Annotated in this window: 13 protein-coding genes and 1 other annotated feature; of the genes, 12 read left to right on the top strand and 1 reads right to left on the bottom strand. The window is 54.1% G+C overall.

Annotated elements, in window-relative coordinates:
• The first annotated feature begins 40 nt into the window (after window positions 1-40).
• From ccsA to EV294_RS12875, 8 genes are all read left to right on the top strand, one after another.
• Complete coding sequence (gene ccsA / locus EV294_RS12910) at window positions 41-856, top strand: cytochrome c biogenesis protein CcsA (protein ID WP_132307337.1); 816 nt, start codon at window positions 41-43, stop codon at window positions 854-856.
• Window positions 857-871: 15 nt separating this feature from the next.
• Window positions 872-1543 carry a precorrin-2 dehydrogenase/sirohydrochlorin ferrochelatase family protein gene (locus EV294_RS12905; RefSeq protein WP_165930676.1) on the top strand — a complete coding sequence of 224 codons (672 nt, stop codon included), beginning with the start codon at window positions 872-874 and terminating at the stop codon, window positions 1541-1543.
• Complete coding sequence (hemC, locus tag EV294_RS12900; RefSeq protein ID WP_132307333.1) at window positions 1530-2510, top strand: hydroxymethylbilane synthase; 981 nt, start codon at window positions 1530-1532, stop codon at window positions 2508-2510. The genes EV294_RS12905 and hemC overlap by 14 nt, the downstream gene beginning before the upstream one ends.
• A 4-nt stretch (window positions 2511-2514) precedes the next feature.
• Window positions 2515-4077, top strand: a complete 1563-nt coding sequence (gene cobA, locus EV294_RS12895; protein WP_132307331.1) for a uroporphyrinogen-III C-methyltransferase — start codon at window positions 2515-2517, stop codon at window positions 4075-4077.
• A gap of 54 nt (window positions 4078-4131) precedes the next feature.
• Window positions 4132-5127: a porphobilinogen synthase gene (hemB, locus tag EV294_RS12890; RefSeq protein ID WP_132307329.1), complete on the top strand. Its 996-nt coding sequence runs from the start codon at window positions 4132-4134 to the stop codon at window positions 5125-5127.
• Window positions 5128-5133: 6 nt separating this feature from the next.
• On the top strand, window positions 5134-6435 hold the full coding sequence (gene hemL, locus EV294_RS12885) for a glutamate-1-semialdehyde 2,1-aminomutase (RefSeq protein WP_132307327.1): 1302 nt from the start codon (window positions 5134-5136) through the stop codon (window positions 6433-6435).
• A gap of 28 nt (window positions 6436-6463) precedes the next feature.
• Complete coding sequence (locus EV294_RS12880) at window positions 6464-7462, top strand: RluA family pseudouridine synthase (RefSeq protein WP_132307325.1); 999 nt, start codon at window positions 6464-6466, stop codon at window positions 7460-7462.
• 107 nt (window positions 7463-7569) lie between these two features.
• Window positions 7570-8967, top strand: a complete 1398-nt coding sequence (locus EV294_RS12875) for a LysM peptidoglycan-binding domain-containing protein (protein WP_132307323.1) — start codon at window positions 7570-7572, stop codon at window positions 8965-8967.
• A 55-nt stretch (window positions 8968-9022) separates the two neighbouring features.
• On the opposite strand, the gene EV294_RS12870 is transcribed toward EV294_RS12875, so the two are convergent.
• Window positions 9023-9646: a TetR/AcrR family transcriptional regulator gene (locus tag EV294_RS12870; protein ID WP_165930675.1), complete on the bottom strand. Its 624-nt coding sequence runs from the start codon at window positions 9644-9646 to the stop codon at window positions 9023-9025.
• Window positions 9647-9879: 233 nt separating this feature from the next.
• On the opposite strand from EV294_RS12870, the gene EV294_RS12865 reads away from it, so the two are divergent.
• From EV294_RS12865 to murC, 4 genes are all read left to right on the top strand, one after another.
• On the top strand, window positions 9880-11382 hold the full coding sequence (locus EV294_RS12865) for an MDR family MFS transporter (RefSeq protein ID WP_132307319.1): 1503 nt from the start codon (window positions 9880-9882) through the stop codon (window positions 11380-11382).
• 72 nt (window positions 11383-11454) lie between these two features.
• Window positions 11455-11689, top strand: a binding site (T-box leader).
• Between the two features lie 172 nt (window positions 11690-11861).
• On the top strand, window positions 11862-14513 hold the full coding sequence (locus tag EV294_RS12860) for a valine--tRNA ligase (RefSeq protein ID WP_132307317.1): 2652 nt from the start codon (window positions 11862-11864) through the stop codon (window positions 14511-14513).
• 27 nt (window positions 14514-14540) lie between these two features.
• Window positions 14541-15917 carry a bifunctional folylpolyglutamate synthase/dihydrofolate synthase gene (locus tag EV294_RS12855; RefSeq protein ID WP_132307315.1) on the top strand — a complete coding sequence of 459 codons (1377 nt, stop codon included), beginning with the start codon at window positions 14541-14543 and terminating at the stop codon, window positions 15915-15917.
• Window positions 15918-15924: 7 nt separating this feature from the next.
• Entirely contained in the window at window positions 15925-17313 is a 1389-nt protein-coding gene (murC, locus tag EV294_RS12850) for a UDP-N-acetylmuramate--L-alanine ligase (RefSeq protein WP_132307313.1), read from the top strand.
• Window positions 17314-17426 lie beyond the last annotated feature (113 nt).

Here is a 17426-nt window from a genome sequence, read left to right as displayed (position 1 = left end):
GCTACCCGAATAATCGCGAAGGGCGGCAAGGTGGAAGCTTATGTTTTTTACGCAAAAATGGCTTTACGACGCGATACTTTATATTTACGCCCTGAGCCTTCTGTTTTACTTCTCCGATTTCATGGATGCGAACCGGAGAGCGAAGCGGATTGGAACAGGGCTCCTTATTTTTGTATGGATATTGCAAACCGTCATTCTGGTGAGCCGGCTCGTGACCCATTTCGAGATTGCGGCAATCTCTTCCTTTGAATATTGGCTAGGCTTTTCGTGGCTGCTGGTTACAATATCCTTGGTCATCAGCCAGTTTTTCAAAATCGAGTTTCTGGTTTTTCTTGTCAACATCATCAGCTTCTCCGTGCTTGCCCTAAACTTGTACAGCCGGCCGGGCGTGGATGAGCAATTCGGGGTTTCGCAGGCTTTGCGCGACCTGCTCCTTGTACATATTAGTTTGGTGCTATGCGCGTATGCATCGCTTACGATAGGGTCGGTGTTCGCGGGAATGTACCTCTTCCTGCACAAGCAGTTGAAAGGGAAGCGCTGGACCCCGTTCACGCGCAGGCTCCCAAGCCTTGATACGATCGAACGCTTCTCGGACAGGGCGATCATTATCGGCGTGCCTTTGCTGGCCATGTCCTTGTCGGTTGCGGTTACGCTGCTGATTGCGGAAGGACGGCCGCAGCTGCTGCTTGACTGGAAGGTGCTGACCTCGTTTGCGACTTTGATCTTTTACGTCAATTATATTATTCAAAGAGCGATGCTTAGACGTCCGGGCACGCAGCTTGCAAGACTTCATCTGATCGCGTTCGTTATGCTGATCATTAATCTGTTATCCAGTTATCTATCGACGTTTCACTAGAAGAAGGGGATGCGCATGAACGGCTACTACCCGGTAATGCTTCAGCTTCGCGGCGAACGCTGCGTCATTATAGGCGGCGGGCGGATTGCCGAGCGCAAGGCGTTAGGCCTCCTGGAGGCGGGAGCGGATACCGTCTTTCTTGTCAGTCCCAAGATCACCTCCCGGCTGGAGGAGCTTGCTTCATGCGGATCCCTTCGATGGCATTGCCGGACCTACGAGCCGGAGGATGCGCTGGAGGCGCGTCTGCTGTTTGCCGCAACGGATGATTCCGGGCTTAACCGCCGGATTGCGGATGACGGCAGGCGGGCCGGGGCTTTGGTGAATACGGTCGACGAGTCCGAGGGACGAGGGTTTCTCAATCCTTCGGTTATACGCCGCGGAGATCTTCTGATTGCCGTCTCCGCAACAGGCGCAAGCCCGGCTTTATCGGCAAGGTTGAAGCGGGAGCTTGAAGGGCAATACGGCGAGGAATACGGATATAGCGTGGAGCAGCTCAGGCGGCTGCGCGAATACGTGAAAGCCGCTGTCTCCGAGCCGGGCGAGCGGGAAATGCTGCTGAGGCTGGCAGCCGAAGAAGTGCCGTTTGGGGATCGGACAAACATCGAATTAAAAGCTTGGGTAGAACGACTTCGGGCAAAAAGGCCCTTGGATGGACGACGGGAGGAAGACAATAATGGGAGCTCATAATAATGGACCGCGTACAATCGTGGTAGGAACACGCCAGAGCGCTCTTGCTTTGACGCAAACGGGGCAAGTCATTGACGAGTTGAAACGAATCAGCGAGAAGCACGGGTTTGGGTACGATTTCGAAATTCGGAAAATTGTGACGAAGGGCGACCGCATTCTGGATGTCACGTTGTCCAAGGTTGGCGGCAAGGGCTTGTTCGTAAAAGAGATCGAGCAAGCCCTTCTTGACGGCGAGATCGACATGGCTGTCCACAGCATGAAGGATATGCCTTACGAGCTGCCGGAAGGCCTGATGAACGGTGCTACTCCCAGACGGGTTGATCCGCGAGACTGCCTGATTATGAAGCAGGGGAGCTCGCTTGAGGACTTGCCTCCAGGCTCGCGCGTGGGAACAAGCAGTCTGCGCCGCTCCAGTCAGCTTAAAAATATCCGGCCGGATCTTCAGCTCGATTCCATCCGCGGCAATATCGACTCGCGGATCCGGAAGCTGGAGACGGAAGGCTTTGATGCGGTTGTCCTGGCTGCGGCCGGGCTTACCCGAATGGGTTGGCAGGACCGGATCTCCGCTTTTATACCGGTTGATCTGTCGATCCCGGCGGTTGGGCAAGGAGCGCTTGGCATTGAGTGCCGCACGGACGATGCCGGCGTGCGCGAGCTGCTTGACTTGCTGAACGATACCGAAACCTCGTTGTCCGTTCGTGCGGAGAGAAGCTTCCTGGGCGCGCTGAACGGCGGCTGCCAGGTTCCGATCGGCGCTTTCGCCGTGGTGCACAAGAAGTCTGGGGACAGCTTCGATAACGCCGAGCTGGAGCTGACCGGCATGGTTGGCTCTCCCGACGGAGAAGTGATGCTGAAGGAAATCCGGAGGGGCACCGATCCGGAGCAGCTGGGCCGTGACGTTGCGGCAGCTTTGGCAGCAAGAGGCGCGGACCGCATTTTGGCGGAATACGGGGGTAACGGGGGATAACGGAATGAATAAGGGAGTTGTCTATCTCGTAGGCGCCGGACCGGGAGATCCTAAGCTGATTACGGTTCGCGGCCTGGAATGTCTGAGACGAAGCGACGTTGTTGTCTATGACCGTCTGGCGAGTCCAAGGCTGCTGAGACATATGAAGGAAGGCGCCCGCAAAATTTACGTCGGCAAACTTCCGGACCGTCATACGATGAAGCAGGAAGAGATTAACCAGCTGCTCGTGGATCTGGCTTTGGAAGGGCATACGGTCACAAGGCTGAAAGGCGGGGATCCCACGATCTTCGGCCGAGTCGGCGAAGAAGCGGAATTGCTGCAGGAGCATGGCGTTACGTTCGAGATTGTTCCTGGCATTACATCGGCCATCGCGGTTCCCGCTTATGCCGGTATTCCGGTGACTCACCGCGATCTGGCCTCTTCCTTATCCATTGTAACGGGGCATGAGAGCCCGGAAAAACTCGACCGCTCCATCCATTGGGATAAGGTAACCAATGCGACGGGTACGCTTATTTTCCTGATGGGCGTAGCCAAGATCGGTTATATTGCCGAGCAGCTTATCCGTCACGGCAAGCCGGCAACAACGCCGGTTGCCCTTATCCGCTGGGGGACCCGCGTGGAGCAGCAGACGATTGTCGGCACGCTGGAGTCGATTGAACGAATCGTGAAAGAGGCGAATTTCCAGCCACCGGCGGTTATTGTCGTTGGTGACGTAGTATTGCAGCGGGAAAAGCTGAAATGGTACGAGCAGAAGCCGCTCTTTGGCGTGCGCGTGCTTGTCACGCGGGCCAGAGCCCAAGCCAGCGACCTGGCTGACCGGATCGAAGAGCTTGGCGGCGAGCCTTGCGAGCTTCCGGTCATTGAGACGCGCGAGCCTCGGGATGAGGCTGTTGTCGAAGCAATCCGTAAGGCTCTCGCGGATGCGGAATCCTATAAATGGTTAATGTTTACGAGCGTGAACGGGGTGGAGTATTTCTTCAACTGGCTGGATCGCTTCGAGGTAGATATCCGGCGTTTCCATGCCGCCCGCATTGCGGCAGTTGGTCCCCGGACCGCCGAAGCTTTGCGGAAGCGTGGCCTGATTGCCGATCAGCTGCCGGCCAAGTTTCAGGCGGAAGGACTTCTTGAGCGGTTGGAGGGCGAACTGCAGCCGGGAGAAAAAGTTCTTCTTCCCCGCGGCGATCTCGCGCGCGAGATTTTGCCGCGCGAGCTGAAGGCTAAGGGGCTTGTTCCGGTTGAACTGGATGTTTACGAGACGGTAATTGCGGAATCGCAGGATGAGCAGGCGTTTGAATGGATCCGCAAACGGGAGATTCATGCGATTACGTTCACCAGCTCATCGACGGTAACGAATTTGCTTGAGGTGCTTCGCAGGAACGGGTTCAAGGATCCGGCCGCGCAGCTGGCCGGCATAGATATAGCAAGTATTGGCCCCGTAACCACGAAGACGGCGACCGAAGCCGGGCTTTCCGTTACGATTGAACCTGAGGATGCTACAATCGAAGCACTGGTTGAAGCGCTGGTTCAGTATCAGATGACCAAACGTTTGACGGCTGATCCGTCTTGATTACGAGCCATTATCGCATACCCATCGCTAGCAGGATTAAAGGAGGATTTTAACATGGCATTTCCTATTGTGAGACACCGCAGATTACGCCAATCGGCCGCTATGCGCAATATCGTACGCGAAACCGTATTGACGGCGAATGATTTTATATATCCGATCTACGTGAAATACGGAACGAACATCAAGGAAGAGATCAGCTCGATGCCGGGCGTATACCGCTTCTCGCTTGATCTTCTGGAGACGGAGATCCGCGAGATCACCTCGCTTGGCATTCAGGCGATTATGCTCTTTGGTCTGCCTGACCATAAGGATGCTGAAGGTACTTCGGCCTATGATCCGAACGGTATCGTACAGGAGGCTACGCGCCTGATCAAGAAATGGGCGCCTGAGCTGATCGTTATGGCGGATACCTGCCTGTGCCAATTCACCGATCACGGCCATTGCGGCATGGTGCATCTGGATGAAGCTACGGGCACGGCGGTTGTGGATAATGATCCTTCTCTGTCGCTGCTCGTTCGCACGGCCGTTTCCCAGGCGGAAGCGGGAGCGGACGTGATTGCTCCGTCGAACATGATGGACGGTTTCGTATCGGCTATCCGCGAAGGATTGGATGAAGCGGGCTTCAGCCATGTTCCGATTTTGTCGTATTCCGTCAAATATGCTTCCGCTTTCTACGGGCCTTTCCGGGATGCGGCGAAGTCCGCGCCGCAGTTCGGCGACCGCAAAACGTACCAGATGGACCCTGCCAACGCCCGCGAAGCTTTGCGCGAAGCGGATTCCGACGTGCTGGAAGGAGCGGATATGCTGATGGTCAAGCCTGCTCTTTCTTATCTCGATATCGTTCGCCAGCTTCGCGACAGCTTCGATCTGCCGATCGTTGCCTACAACGTAAGCGGTGAATACGCCATGGTGAAAGCCGCTGCGGCTAACGGCTGGATTGACGAGAAGGCGATCGTGCTTGAGAAGCTGATCAGCATGAAGCGCGCCGGCGCGGATCTGATCATTACTTACCACGCGAAGGATGCTTCGCGCTGGCTGAGAGGAGAATAAAGAGGGATGAGCAAATCGATTGGCAACAGACGCGATAACCGTTCGAGAGAGGCTTTCGCCCGTGCGAAGCAGGTGCTTCCCGGCGGCGTAAACAGCCCGGTGCGCGCATTCAAATCCGTAGGTCTTAACCCGGTCTATATGGATCACGGCAAGGGCAGCCGCGTATACGATATCGACGGCAACGGCTACATTGATTACGTGGGTTCGTGGGGACCGCTCATCATGGGTCATGCCCATCCCGAAGTCATCGAAGCGATTAAGAAAACCGCGGAAAAAGGAACAAGCTTTGGCGCGCCTACCGAACTGGAGACGCTAATGGCCGAGCTCGTCGTAGAACGCGTTCCTTCCGTTGATATCGTCCGCATGGTAAACTCCGGCACGGAAGCGACGATGAGCGCGCTGCGTCTTGCGCGCGGTTATACGAAGCGGAGCAAGATTTTGAAATTCGAAGGCTCCTATCATGGGCATGCCGACAGCCTGCTTATCAAAGCCGGCTCCGGCGTAGCTACGCTTGGCCTGCCGGACAGCCCCGGCGTTCCGGAAGGCGTGGCCTCCCAAACGATTACCGTTCCTTATAACGATCTGGAATCGGCGAGGCTCGCCTTCGAAAAATTTGGCGAAGAGATTGCCTGCGTTATTGTCGAGCCTGTAGCGGGCAATATGGGAGTTGTCCCGCCGCTGCCGGGCTTCCTGCAGGGTCTCCGCGAGCTGACGGAGCAATACGGCAGCCTGCTCATCTTTGACGAAGTCATGACCGGCTTCCGCGTCCATTACAACTGCGCGCAAGGACTGTACGGCGTTACGCCGGACTTGACCTGCTTCGGCAAAGTCATCGGCGGCGGCCTGCCGGTCGGCGCTTACGGCGGCAAACGCGAGATCATGGAAATGATCGCGCCAAGCGGCCCGATCTATCAAGCAGGCACCTTGTCCGGCAACCCGCTCGCAATGGCAGCCGGCTATACCACGCTGAAGCTGCTGACAAAAGAAACCTACGAGCTGTTGGAGCGTCAAGCCGTCCGGCTTCAACTCGGCTTTGAGACTAATGCCGCTAAGCATGGCGTTGCAACAACGATCAACCGGGTCGGTTCGATGGTATGCCCGTTCTTCACCGATACGCATGTCATCAACTTCGAGACAGCGAAGACCTCCAATCTTGAACGATTCAGAGCCTACTTCTCGGCGATGCTTGATCTTGGCGTAAGTATTGCTCCTTCGCAGTTTGAAGGCATGTTTGTATCGGCCGTCCATTCAGACGAAGATATCGACGCAACGATTGCGGTCCATGATCAGGCGCTTGCAAGCTTATAAAACATAGAACAGGAAGGTTTCGATATCCATGCATAAACGTCCTTATCGACGCGAGGGGCAATGGCTGTCGCTGCTGCCGGCGGATTTGGCCGGGAAAGCGGCAGGCAAGGATACGGCTTCCGGGCAGCAAACGGAGCAGCTTTCCATTCCGGAGGCCGGCAGTCACCCGCATCTTGTGCGGCAGTGGCTGCTGGCCTGTTCTTTATTTCCGGCCAAATGGATTAACCGTTTGTTCTCGGTAGGCGGTATCGGTTGGGAGGGAGAGCGCATTCGCCTCTTGGCCTTCCCGCCGGTTGACCCTGTCTCGGATTCGCTATACCGAAAAGTAAAGAGCGGCGGCCATTCCTCGCTTGAACCCGCGGTGGATATCCTCTACGAGGATGATTTCTGCCTTGTCCTGAACAAGCCCGCGGGTATGCCGGTTCATGAATCCCATGCCGGTCAGACCGGTACGCTGGACGAATCGGCAGCGCGATGGCTGCTTGCGCAAGGCGATCCGCTTCCCGTCCGGCATATCCACCGTCTGGATGACGATACGTCCGGTCCGGTGCTGTATTCGAAGAATGATCTTGCCCAATGGGTACTGGATGAAGCCATGCGCGAGAAGCGGATTGACCGGCGTTATCTGGCAGTCGTCCAGGGGAAGGTAAAAAAGGCATCCGGCACGATCAATGCCCCCATCGGCAAAGACCGTCATCATTCTTCAAGACGACGCGTAACGCCTGGCGGCGATCCAGCGATTACTCGTTATGAAACGATTCGCACGTTTTCGGACGCTACGCTTGTCCGTTTGCAGCTGGAAACCGGCAGAACCCATCAAATTCGCGTGCATATGAGCCATCTTGGACATCCGCTGATTGGCGACAAGCTGTACGGAGGGGAAACGAGGCTGCTGCAGCATCAGGCGCTCCATGGCGAACGGCTGCTTTTTCCTCATCCGTGGACCGGTGATTTAGTAGAAGCGAATGCAGAGATGCCCGATTGGTTTGCAAATCTTCTTGACAAGCTGGGCGGACGGACAAATTGATAGTCATGCTCCTTATTTCCGCGCCATATAGATATTAGTGAATGTAACTTTAGCCCAAGCTTTAGGCATTTGCTTTTCATTTATGGTATTGGGAGGGAGGATATCGCGTGACAGATCAATCCAAAGGCTTGCGATTTGATTTGTATGAGCGTATTCATTTGCCGGATGAGGTAGCGGCGATTGACGAACTGGAGGAAATCGAGCTAACCCCGCGTATTCAGGTCATTGAGCAGGGTGATCATGCAGTACTGAAAGGGCAGCTGCTCTTGAACGGCGTGTATCGCGGACAATCGGACGGAGGCAGCTTACAGACGCTGGAGCACTGGATTCCGGTCGAAATTACGCTGCCGCTCAACCGGGTATCCCGGCTGGACGACATCTCGGTAGAAATCGATAATTTTGACGTCGACTTATTGTCTGCTCGGACGCTTAACGTTACTGGCGTATTATCGCTTAGAGGCATACTGGTCGAACCGCTGCCCGATGCGGAAGAGGCGTGGCGGGAGGAGCCGATTACGGTCGTTCATGAGCGCGAGGCTTCGAATGAAGAGCCGGAATTCGAGGCGGAGGCGCAGTCGGACATTGAATCCCAGCCTCCGGAAACCTGGCAGTCCGTGACCCAGCAGCCTTATTTTACGGGCTTTGCGGGCCAGCTGCCGGCAGCGCAGAGAACTCAGGAAGAAGAGTTCGAGGAAGAAGAGGAAGAAGAAGAAAGCTTCGAGGCATTCGAGGAAGAGGAGCAGGAAGAGCAACTGGATGAAGCCGATGAAGCGGATGCCTCCGTCACCATCTCGGCGTCGCCGAGGGACGGCGGCTGGTCTGCTTCCCAGTGGTTCCAATCGAGCCAGCCGGCCAATCAGCCGGTGAACCAGCAGCCTGAAGCACAGTCCTATCAACCGGTGAATCCGTTCTACCAGCCAACGGTTCCTCCGCAAGCGCCTCCGCCTTCGCAGAGGGAAAATACTTACGAATTCGAGCAGGAGAGCGAAGAAGACTGGCAGGAAGAGTCATTTGCCGAGCAAGCGGAGGAACAAGAGGAGGCTTTTGCTTCCTTTGGCGAAGAGCCGGCGGTTGAAGCGGAATGGCAGGCACAGCCAGAGGCTCCCCGCGTGCCGGATAACGAAAAGCAGGAAATCCGGATAGGCGTAGGCAGCAAACAGCCGGAGAACAATCCGGAGCAAGCGCCGAATGTCGGTTTGATGACGCTGCTGCAAACGAGCAAGCGCGAGCAGGCTGCCCGCCAGGCCGCGGAAGAAGTTGCGGCCAAGCAGGCCGAGCAGGCCAAAACCCGTTCATCCGGCGACGATATCGAGTGGAAGACCTTATTTCTCGGCAAACAGTCGGAGGAGAACGAATTCCGCAAAATCCGCGTCTGCATCGTGCAAAGAGACGAGACGCTGGAGTCGATAGCGGTCAGGTACAGCTTGAATCCCCGTGAGATTCTGTTGTATAACGGCTTGAATGAATCTTCCGTTGCGGAAGGACAGCTTCTCTATATTCCCTAATTGAAAAAGCTCCTCCGTTAGCCTATCTCGCGGCTGACGGCGGAGCTTTTTCAATTCACGGAGAAACCGTTTTACCTTGGTTAGTCTTGAACAAAGGACCCAGCATGGTCATGCAGAAGTTGTCGGCAATCTGTTCGATCGAGTAACCAAGCACTTTGGAATAATAGATAAGAGATTCGGGAGCCATCGCGCTAATCAGCATATGGGCCGTAAATTCGGGATCAAGGGCTATCATTTCGTCTTTGCTCTGCGCTTCCCGTAGGAGAGACAGAAACAGATTATTTAGTTTCCGGTAGTTTGGACTTTCATAGAAATCCATGTCTTCCGGCTTGCACGTCTTGCTGACCTTAATGACCTTCAGCCATTCCAGCTGATCGTTCGAGAAGACGATCAAACGCCGGAGTACGGCTGTCAGTCTGTCATGGACAGGCTTATCGGCAAGCGGCTCCAGCAGGCGGCGGATTTCCTCCATCAAATCCTCGAAGGTGTCATTCATCAGGTCCATGCACAAGTCGGATTTGTTCGCGTAACGCCTGTACAGGGTGCCTTGTCCAATTTGAATGGATTTAGCAATCTGGTGCATGCTGACGGCTTCAACGCCGTGTTCGGCAAAAAGGGACCTTGCGGCTTGCAGAATCATCTTGCTAACCTCTTGCGAGTCCTTCTTTTTATCGGTCATGCGCGCACCCTCCATTTCATGAAAAAATAAATAAAGCCTGGCTGTATTGACAAACCGGACAATTGTCCGGTATCATACGTTAGCGGACAATTGTCCGCAGTCGTCTTGCGCCTTACTCATTTTACTGCTGGATAGTAGAGAGGTCAAGGCGTCAGCGGATTCGCAATAGAGAAAGAGTAACTTGCTACCCAAGCAAAGATTACTAAAATTTTTTCAGGAGGAGAGAGAAATACATGACTGAAGCAACAAACAACGGCTCCATGTCAATCAAATCCATAATGGTACCGCTTCTCGCTATCATTGTGGGGATGTTCATGGTTATTCTCGACGGTACGGCGATGAACGTAGCGATCCCTAAACTTCGCGAAGATTTTGGGGGAGCAAGCCTGTCGCTTATCCAATGGACCGTAACGGGCTATGCGCTTGCGCAGGCCGCCGTTATTCCGCTTGCCGGATGGTTATCCGACCGTTTCGGCGCGAAGCAGATCTATTTGACTTCCATCGTTTTGTTTACAATCGGTTCAGCGCTTTGCGCATTTGCGACTACGGCGGACCAATTGATTATTTACCGCATTATTCAAGGTCTGGGCGGCGGCATGGTTGCTCCGATTGCAATGGCCTTTACTTACCGTTTAAGCCCTCCGGGCAAACAAGGCGCCGTGATGGGCATGATCGGTATTCCGATGCTGCTCGCGCCTGCTCTTGGGCCTGTCCTTGCAGGCTGGTTGGTTGACTATGTCACCTGGCACTGGATTTTTATTATTAACATCCCTGTTGGCGCGGTAGCAGTTGTTCTTGGTCTTCGCACCTTGCCGGCTTTGGCTCGCCAAACGGTTCCGCAGCTTGATCTTCTCGGTATGATCTTTGCACCGCTTGCCTTTGCAGGCCTTGCATACGGAGTCAGCGAAGGCGGTACAGACTGGGGCTCTGCGAAAACGTTGACCGGTCTTATCGTAGGCGGCGTTTCGCTTATTATCTTTATTATCGTGGAATTGAACCGCAAACAGCCGCTTCTTGAGCTTCGCGTGTTCAAATCGGCGGATTTCTCCAAAGGAATCGTCGTTCAATGGGTATCCCAGATCGCCCTCTTTGGCACGTTGTTCCTGTTCCCATTGTTCCTGCAGACGGCCAAAGGCTACTCCGCCCTGGATACCGGCTTGATCCTGCTTCCGCAGGCTTTGGCCGCGGCGATCTGCATGCCGATTGGCGGCAAGCTGTTTGACAAGATTGGAGCTCGTCCACTTGTAATGACCGGTCTTGGCATTGTTACGATTGGCGCATTCCTGCTATCTAACATTTCAGCCGATGCAACGGTAGGCACTTATATTCTTCCGCTCATTTTACTCGGAGCGGGTATGGGCCTCTCGATGATGCCGCTTAATACGCATATTATTCAAGCAGCACCTCCTGAACTGGTTGGCCGCGTAACTTCGCTTACAAGTGCAGCCCAGCAGGTTATGACGTCCTTTGCGGTAGCGGGTCTTGCCACGATTCTGGCTAGACGCTCCGAGCATTACATGGCTTCCGAAATGGCGGCCGGAGGAATAACGAATCCTGCCGACATCACTCCCGTGATTGCTTCCCATGTGGCGGCATCTTCTTACGGGGATACGTTCCTGATTCTGACGATCATCGGCGTCGTTGGCACGCTGATCGGATTCATGCTCTCGAAGCCGAAGCGCGCGGAAGGCGCAAGCGCGGAAAAAGCCGAAATGCCGATGATGATGGGTCACTAATTAGGCGTAGACGCAAGTTGACTTTCGGGGACATCTTGGATAAAATATGCTATATCTGATTTTTTTCAACATATATTGACGTTGAAGGGGAAGAGTAAGCAGCCAAGCCTCCAGAGAGCGGGACTGTAACGCTGAAAGGTACCGCAGGAATTTACTGCTTCGCTTGTCGCCCCGGAGTTGCTTGAATGAAGCGGGTTCATCCGTTATTTCAAGCCGGCCGCAGCCGTTATCTGTTTGAGTGCCGTGCTTGCTTTTCCGGGGTGCGGAACAAAGGTGGTACCACGGAAGATAACCTTTCGTCCTTTGCTATAAGGGCGGAAGGTTTTTTTGTATTTCTATCCATGCAATGACAAGAATGGTAATGCTTACGAAATGAAATTTTATTCACAATTTTTAGAGCAAATGCTTGCGAAGCATGAATTACCACAGTGGTTAATGGTTTACCTTGGTAAGGCAATTCATTTTAGGAGGATGTAAAGATGTCAGACAAGACAACGATGCCGACGACTTATGATCCGAAGGCAGCCGAGCAGAAATGGTACGATTTCTGGCAGCAGGGGCAATTTTTCAAGGCGGGCCAACGCCCGGACGCAAAGCCTTTTACGATCGTAATCCCGCCGCCAAACGTTACGGGGATGCTTCATATCGGGCATGCGCTAGATTTCACCCTTCAAGATATTATTATCCGCACCAAACGGATGCAGGGCTTTGACACGCTGTGGCTGCCTGGCACGGACCATGCGGGTATTGCGACTCAAACCAAGGTGGAGCAGAAGCTGCGCGAGCAGGGGCTGAGCCGTTACGACCTTGGCCGCGAGAAGTTCCTGGAGCAGGTATGGGACTGGAAAGAGCTTTATGCGGGCACCATTCGCGAGCAATGGGGCAAAATGGGACTGTCTCTAGACTATTCCCGCGAACGTTTTACATTGGATGAAGGTTTGTCCAAGGCGGTTCGCGAGGTATTCGTCCGTTTGCACGAGAAGGGTCTTATCTACCGCGGCAAAAAGATTATTAACTGGGACCCGGCTGCGCGTACGGCCTTGTCCGATATTGAAGTAGAGTACAAAGAGCTGAACGGCCACCTGTACCATCTCCAGTATCCGCTTAAGAACGGCAGCGGGCATATTACCGTTGCGACAACGCGTCCGGAAACGATGCTTGGCGATACGGCCGTAGCGGTTCATCCGGAAGACGAGCGTTACAAGCATCTGATTGGCCAAATGCTCGTACTGCCGGTTGTTGGCCGCGAAATTCCGATTATTGCCGACGAATACGTGGAGAAGGACTTCGGTTCCGGCGCGGTGAAAATTACGCCGGCGCATGATCCGAATGACTTCGAGGTTGGCTTGCGCCATGACCTTCCGCAAATCATCGTCATGGACGAGACAGGCACCATGAACGAGCACGCGGGTCCTTATCAAGGCCTCGACCGTGCGGACTGCCGCAAGAAGCTGGTGAAGGACCTGCAGGAGCAAGGCGTTTGCATCCGCATCGAGGACCACGTGCACCAAGTCGGCCACAGCGAGCGCAGCGGCGCGGTTGTTGAGCCGTATTTGTCGACGCAATGGTTCGTCGCGATGAAGCCGCTGGCTGAACGCGCGATCGAAGCGCAAAAATCCGGCAAAGGCGTTAACTTTGTGCCGGACCGCTTCGAAAAAATTTATTTGAACTGGATCGAGAATGTACGCGACTGGTGTATCTCCCGTCAGCTGTGGTGGGGCCACCGGATTCCGGCATGGTACTGCGAAGCCTGCGGCGAGATGCATGTTGCCCGCGAGGACGTAACTGCCTGCCCGGCCTGCGGAAGCACATCGCTCCGTCAGGATGAAGACGTTCTGGATACCTGGTTCAGCTCCGGGCTCTGGCCGTTCTCCACGCTAGGCTGGCCGGAAGAAACGGAAGACTTCAAACGTTACTACCCGACGGATGTTCTTGTAACGGGCTATGACATCGTTTATTTCTGGGTTGCGCGCATGATCTTTACAGCGCTTGAGTTTACGGATCAAATTCCGTTCAAGGACGTGCTGATGCATGGTCTCGTTCGCGACGCGGAAGGCCGCAAAATGTCCAAATCGCTTGGCAACGGCGTTGACCCGCTTGACGTAATCGAGAATTACGGAGCCGATGCGATGCGTTACATGATCTCGACAGGCAGCACGCCGGGACAGGATTTGCGCTTCCGGATCGAGAAGGTCGAGCAGGCCCGCAACTTTGCAAACAAAATTTGGAACGCCTCCCGATTCGCCCTGATGAACCTTGAAGGCTTTACGGCTTCCGATATCGATATCAAGAGTAATCTCGGTACGGCTGAGCGCTGGATCCTTCATCGTCTGAACGAAACGGTGCGCGAGGCTACCCGTCTGATCGACAGCTACGAGTTTGGAGAAACCGGCCGCATTTTGTACAACTTCATTTGGGATGATCTGTGCGACTGGTATATCGAATTTGCGAAGCTTAATCTGTACGGCACCGACGAGCAGGCCAAGCGCGCTACGCAGTCGGTTCTGGCTTACGTGCTTGACCGTACGCAGCGCTTGATTCATCCGTTTATGCCTTATATCAGCGAAGAGATCTGGCAGCATCTGCCGCATGAAGGCGAGTCGATTACCGTAGCCGCTTGGCCGGTATTCGACGAGGCTCTTGAAGCGCCGGAAGCGGTCAAAGAGATGGAGCTTCTCATGGACATTATCCGTGCGGTTCGCAACGTTCGCGCGGAAGTAAATGTTCCGATGAGCAAGAAGGTTGAGCTGATGATTAAGCCTTCCGGCGAAGCGGAGGCGGCGATAGTCAGCCGCAACGAAGAATTTATCAGACGTTTCTGCGGCACTTCGTCGTTTGAGACCGGCCTTGGCCTGGCGGCTCCGGACAAAGCCATGACGGCTATCGTAACCGGCGCCGAGCTTTACCTGCCGCTTGCGGGCCTGATCGATATTTCGCAGGAGATCGCCCGTCTTGAGAAAGAGCTTGCTACGCTCAACTCCGAGGTTGAGCGCGTAGAGAAGAAGCTTGGTAACGAAGGTTTTGTTGCGAAGGCCCCGGCTAAAGTCATTGAAGAAGAACGCGCCAAAATGGCAGACTACGCAGGCAAACGCGATAAGGTTCTTGCGCGTATCGAAGAGCTGCGCAGCTAATGATCTGATGGAAGAAGGACGTTTACGATGATCGAAAACGGAACAGAAACGGAACGAAGCGGCATGCTTCGTTCCTATAAGGAAGCGGTCGACTGGATCAACGGGCTTATTCCGTTCGGAATCCGCCCGGGTCTCGACCGTATCGAGCAGCTGCTGGAGAGACTGAATAACCCTCACCGCAGGCTCAAATTCATTCACATTGCGGGAACGAACGGCAAAGGTTCAACCTGCGCGTACTTAACGAGCGTATTAATGAAATGCGGTTATGATGTAGGGACGTTTACATCGCCTTATATTACGAAGTTCACAAACCGGTTCCAATATAACGGTCAGGATATCGACGAAGAGACTCTTCTTCGTTTGTCCAACGTGCTTAAGCCGCATGTAGAGGAATTGGCAGAAACGGAATTCGGCTCGCCTACGATGTTCGAGGTATCCACGGCTCTTGCAATCCTGTTCTATGCGACGGTTACTTATCCGGATTATGTCGTTTGGGAAACAGGGCTCGGCGGAAGAATGGACGTTACGAATATCGTTACTCCTGTCATCTCCGTCATTACGAATGTCGGCCATGATCATATGGACCGGCTTGGCAACACGCTGGAGGCCGTTGCCTCCGAGAAAGCCGGCATTATTAAAGCGGGCGTTCCGGTAGTTAGCGCAGTGGATCAGCCCGAAGTCGTTGAGGTTGTGAAGCGGACGGCAGCAGAGAAGAAAAGCACGCTGTACCTGTTAGGCGAGCAGTTTAACGTCAAGGAGCTGTCGAGCGAAGAAGATGAGCAAACCTTCCGTTTCGAAGGCATGTTCCGTTCCATTGACCCGCTCGCGATTACGCTTAACGGCGCGCATCAACGCACGAATGCCGCGGTTGCGGTCATGACGCTTGAAGTGCTCCGTCAATATTATGCCTTGATCGTAGAAGACGACGCGCTCGCGGACGGTCTGCGCGAGGCGAAATGGCCGGGACGGCTCGAGATGGTATCCCGTTCGCCCCGCATTCTGATTGACGGCGCGCATAATCCGGAGGGGGCCGAATCGCTTGTGCAGGCGCTTCGCTCGACTTACAGGTACGATCGTCTTCATGTCATGATGGCGATGGTAGAGAATAAGAATCATCGGGATGTTCTAAAGCATATACTACCAATAGTGGATACGCTTATCGTGACCGAGCCTGATTTCCGCAGCAAGCTGGATGCGGAACTTCTCGCCGATCTAGTCCGCGATGTGAAGCCTGCGGAGTCTTCTTTTGAGCTTATCGTGGAGAAGGATTGGCGCGAGGGCCTCCGCAAATTGCAACAATTGACCGGGGAAACAGACCTTGGGGTTGTGACTGGTACGCTTTATTTGATAGGTGACGTTCGCTCCCGCATATTGTACAACTCGGATTCTGAAAAAGGTTGGTGAACCGTCTTTGAATACGGCAGAACATGTTCATTTCATCGGAATCGGCGGTTACGGCATGAGCGCAATCGCCCGCGTTATGCTAGAAATGGGTTATAAAATTACCGGTTCCGATGTAGCTCGTCAGGAATTGACGGAGAAGCTTGCGGCGAAAGGCGCGCAAATTTATATCGGCCATGAGGCGGAGCATGTCAAGGGAGCCGATCTTGTCGTTTATTCGACAGCGCTCTCGAAAGACAATGTGGAACGAAAGGCAGCGGAGGAGCTGAATATTCCGGTGCTGCACCGCGCGCAGATGCTTGCGCGGCTCATGAATGCCGGCAAGGGCGTTGCCGTAGCCGGGGCGCATGGGAAGACGACTACTTCCTCCATGATCGCACTCGTTATGGAAAAATGCGATGCCGATCCAACTTATATTATCGGCGGCGAGATTGTCAATGTGGGAACGAACGCAAAGGCCGGCAAAGGCGAATACGTCGTTGCGGAAGCGGATGAAAGCGACGGTTCATTCTTGCAGTATCATCCAAGCATCGCGATTGTCACGAACATTGAGCCCGACCATCTGGAGAACTATGACGGTGATTTCGGCAAGCTGAAAGCAGCTTACGTCACATTCCTGTCCCAGGTGAAGACGGACGGCAGGGCGATTGTATGCGCGGACGACGAGACGATCACCGAGCTGCTTCCGAAGCTTGATGCGGACACGGCCGCGAAGCTGATCACTTACGGTATCGACAGCGATGCCGAGTATAAAGCGGAAAACATCCGTCTCGGCGACCGCAAGGTATCGTTTGAAATGACGCATCGCGGGACGACGCTGGGCACAATCGAATTGTCCGTACCGGGCCGCCATAACGTGTATAACGCGATGGCAACGGTTATTACCTGCCTTGAAGCGGGATTGTCGTTTGACAACATAGCGGAAGCCATTCACGAATTTATCGGCGCAAAACGCCGTTTCCAGGTGCTTGGCGAAGTGAATGACATTCTCGTTATTGACGACTACGCGCATCATCCTACGGAGATTCAAGCAACGATAAGCGCAGCAAAAGCAACGGGTAAGCGGATTATTGCGGTATTCCAGCCTCAGCGCTACACGCGCACCTTCTTCCTGCTGGAGCAGTTCAGCCGGGCATTCCCGGAGGCGGATGAGGTTATTATTACCGATATCTATTCGCCGGCGGGCGAACAGCAAATTGAAGGGGTGCATTCCAAGAAGCTGGTTGAGATGATCAAGACGAACAGCAATGCCAACACGTTTTATATCCCGACAAAAGAAGAGGTGCTGGAGCATTTGACCGCTAAGGTTGTTCCGGGCGATCTCGTTATTACGATGGGTGCGGGCGACATTTGGAAAACGGCGGATGCGCTTGCGAAGACGCTGAAAGCAAAAGCATAAACCGTAAATCATATATCATGAATGGCGAAGAACGCTCTGAAAGCCTCTATCGAGGTTTTTTAGAGCGTTTTTTTACATGAGTGGATCCGGCAAATCTATCATAATTCTCTATC

This window comes from Paenibacillus sp. BK033, from assembly GCF_004345425.1.
Classification (GTDB): domain Bacteria; phylum Bacillota; class Bacilli; order Paenibacillales; family Paenibacillaceae; genus Pristimantibacillus.
The sequence above is the reverse complement of the archived record's forward strand: the minus strand, read 5'-3'. Positions and strand labels throughout refer to the sequence as shown.

Bases quoted from the DNA above. Each gene is read 5' to 3' on its own strand.
- ccsA (WP_132307337.1), top strand. From the start codon at position 41: ATGTTTTTTACGCAAAAATGGCTTTACGACGCGATACTTTATATTTAC.
- EV294_RS12905 (WP_165930676.1), top strand. From the start codon at position 872: ATGAACGGCTACTACCCGGTAATGCTTCAGCTTCGCGGCGAACGCTGC.
- hemC (WP_132307333.1), top strand. From the start codon at position 1,530: ATGGGAGCTCATAATAATGGACCGCGTACAATCGTGGTAGGAACACGC.
- cobA (WP_132307331.1), top strand. From the start codon at position 2,515: ATGAATAAGGGAGTTGTCTATCTCGTAGGCGCCGGACCGGGAGATCCT.
- hemB (WP_132307329.1), top strand. From the start codon at position 4,132: ATGGCATTTCCTATTGTGAGACACCGCAGATTACGCCAATCGGCCGCT.
- hemL (WP_132307327.1), top strand. From the start codon at position 5,134: ATGAGCAAATCGATTGGCAACAGACGCGATAACCGTTCGAGAGAGGCT.
- EV294_RS12880 (WP_132307325.1), top strand. From the start codon at position 6,464: ATGCATAAACGTCCTTATCGACGCGAGGGGCAATGGCTGTCGCTGCTG.
- EV294_RS12870 (WP_165930675.1), bottom strand. From the start codon at position 9,646: ATGACCGATAAAAAGAAGGACTCGCAAGAGGTTAGCAAGATGATTCTG.
- EV294_RS12865 (WP_132307319.1), top strand. From the start codon at position 9,880: ATGACTGAAGCAACAAACAACGGCTCCATGTCAATCAAATCCATAATG.
- EV294_RS12860 (WP_132307317.1), top strand. From the start codon at position 11,862: ATGTCAGACAAGACAACGATGCCGACGACTTATGATCCGAAGGCAGCC.
- EV294_RS12855 (WP_132307315.1), top strand. From the start codon at position 14,541: ATGATCGAAAACGGAACAGAAACGGAACGAAGCGGCATGCTTCGTTCC.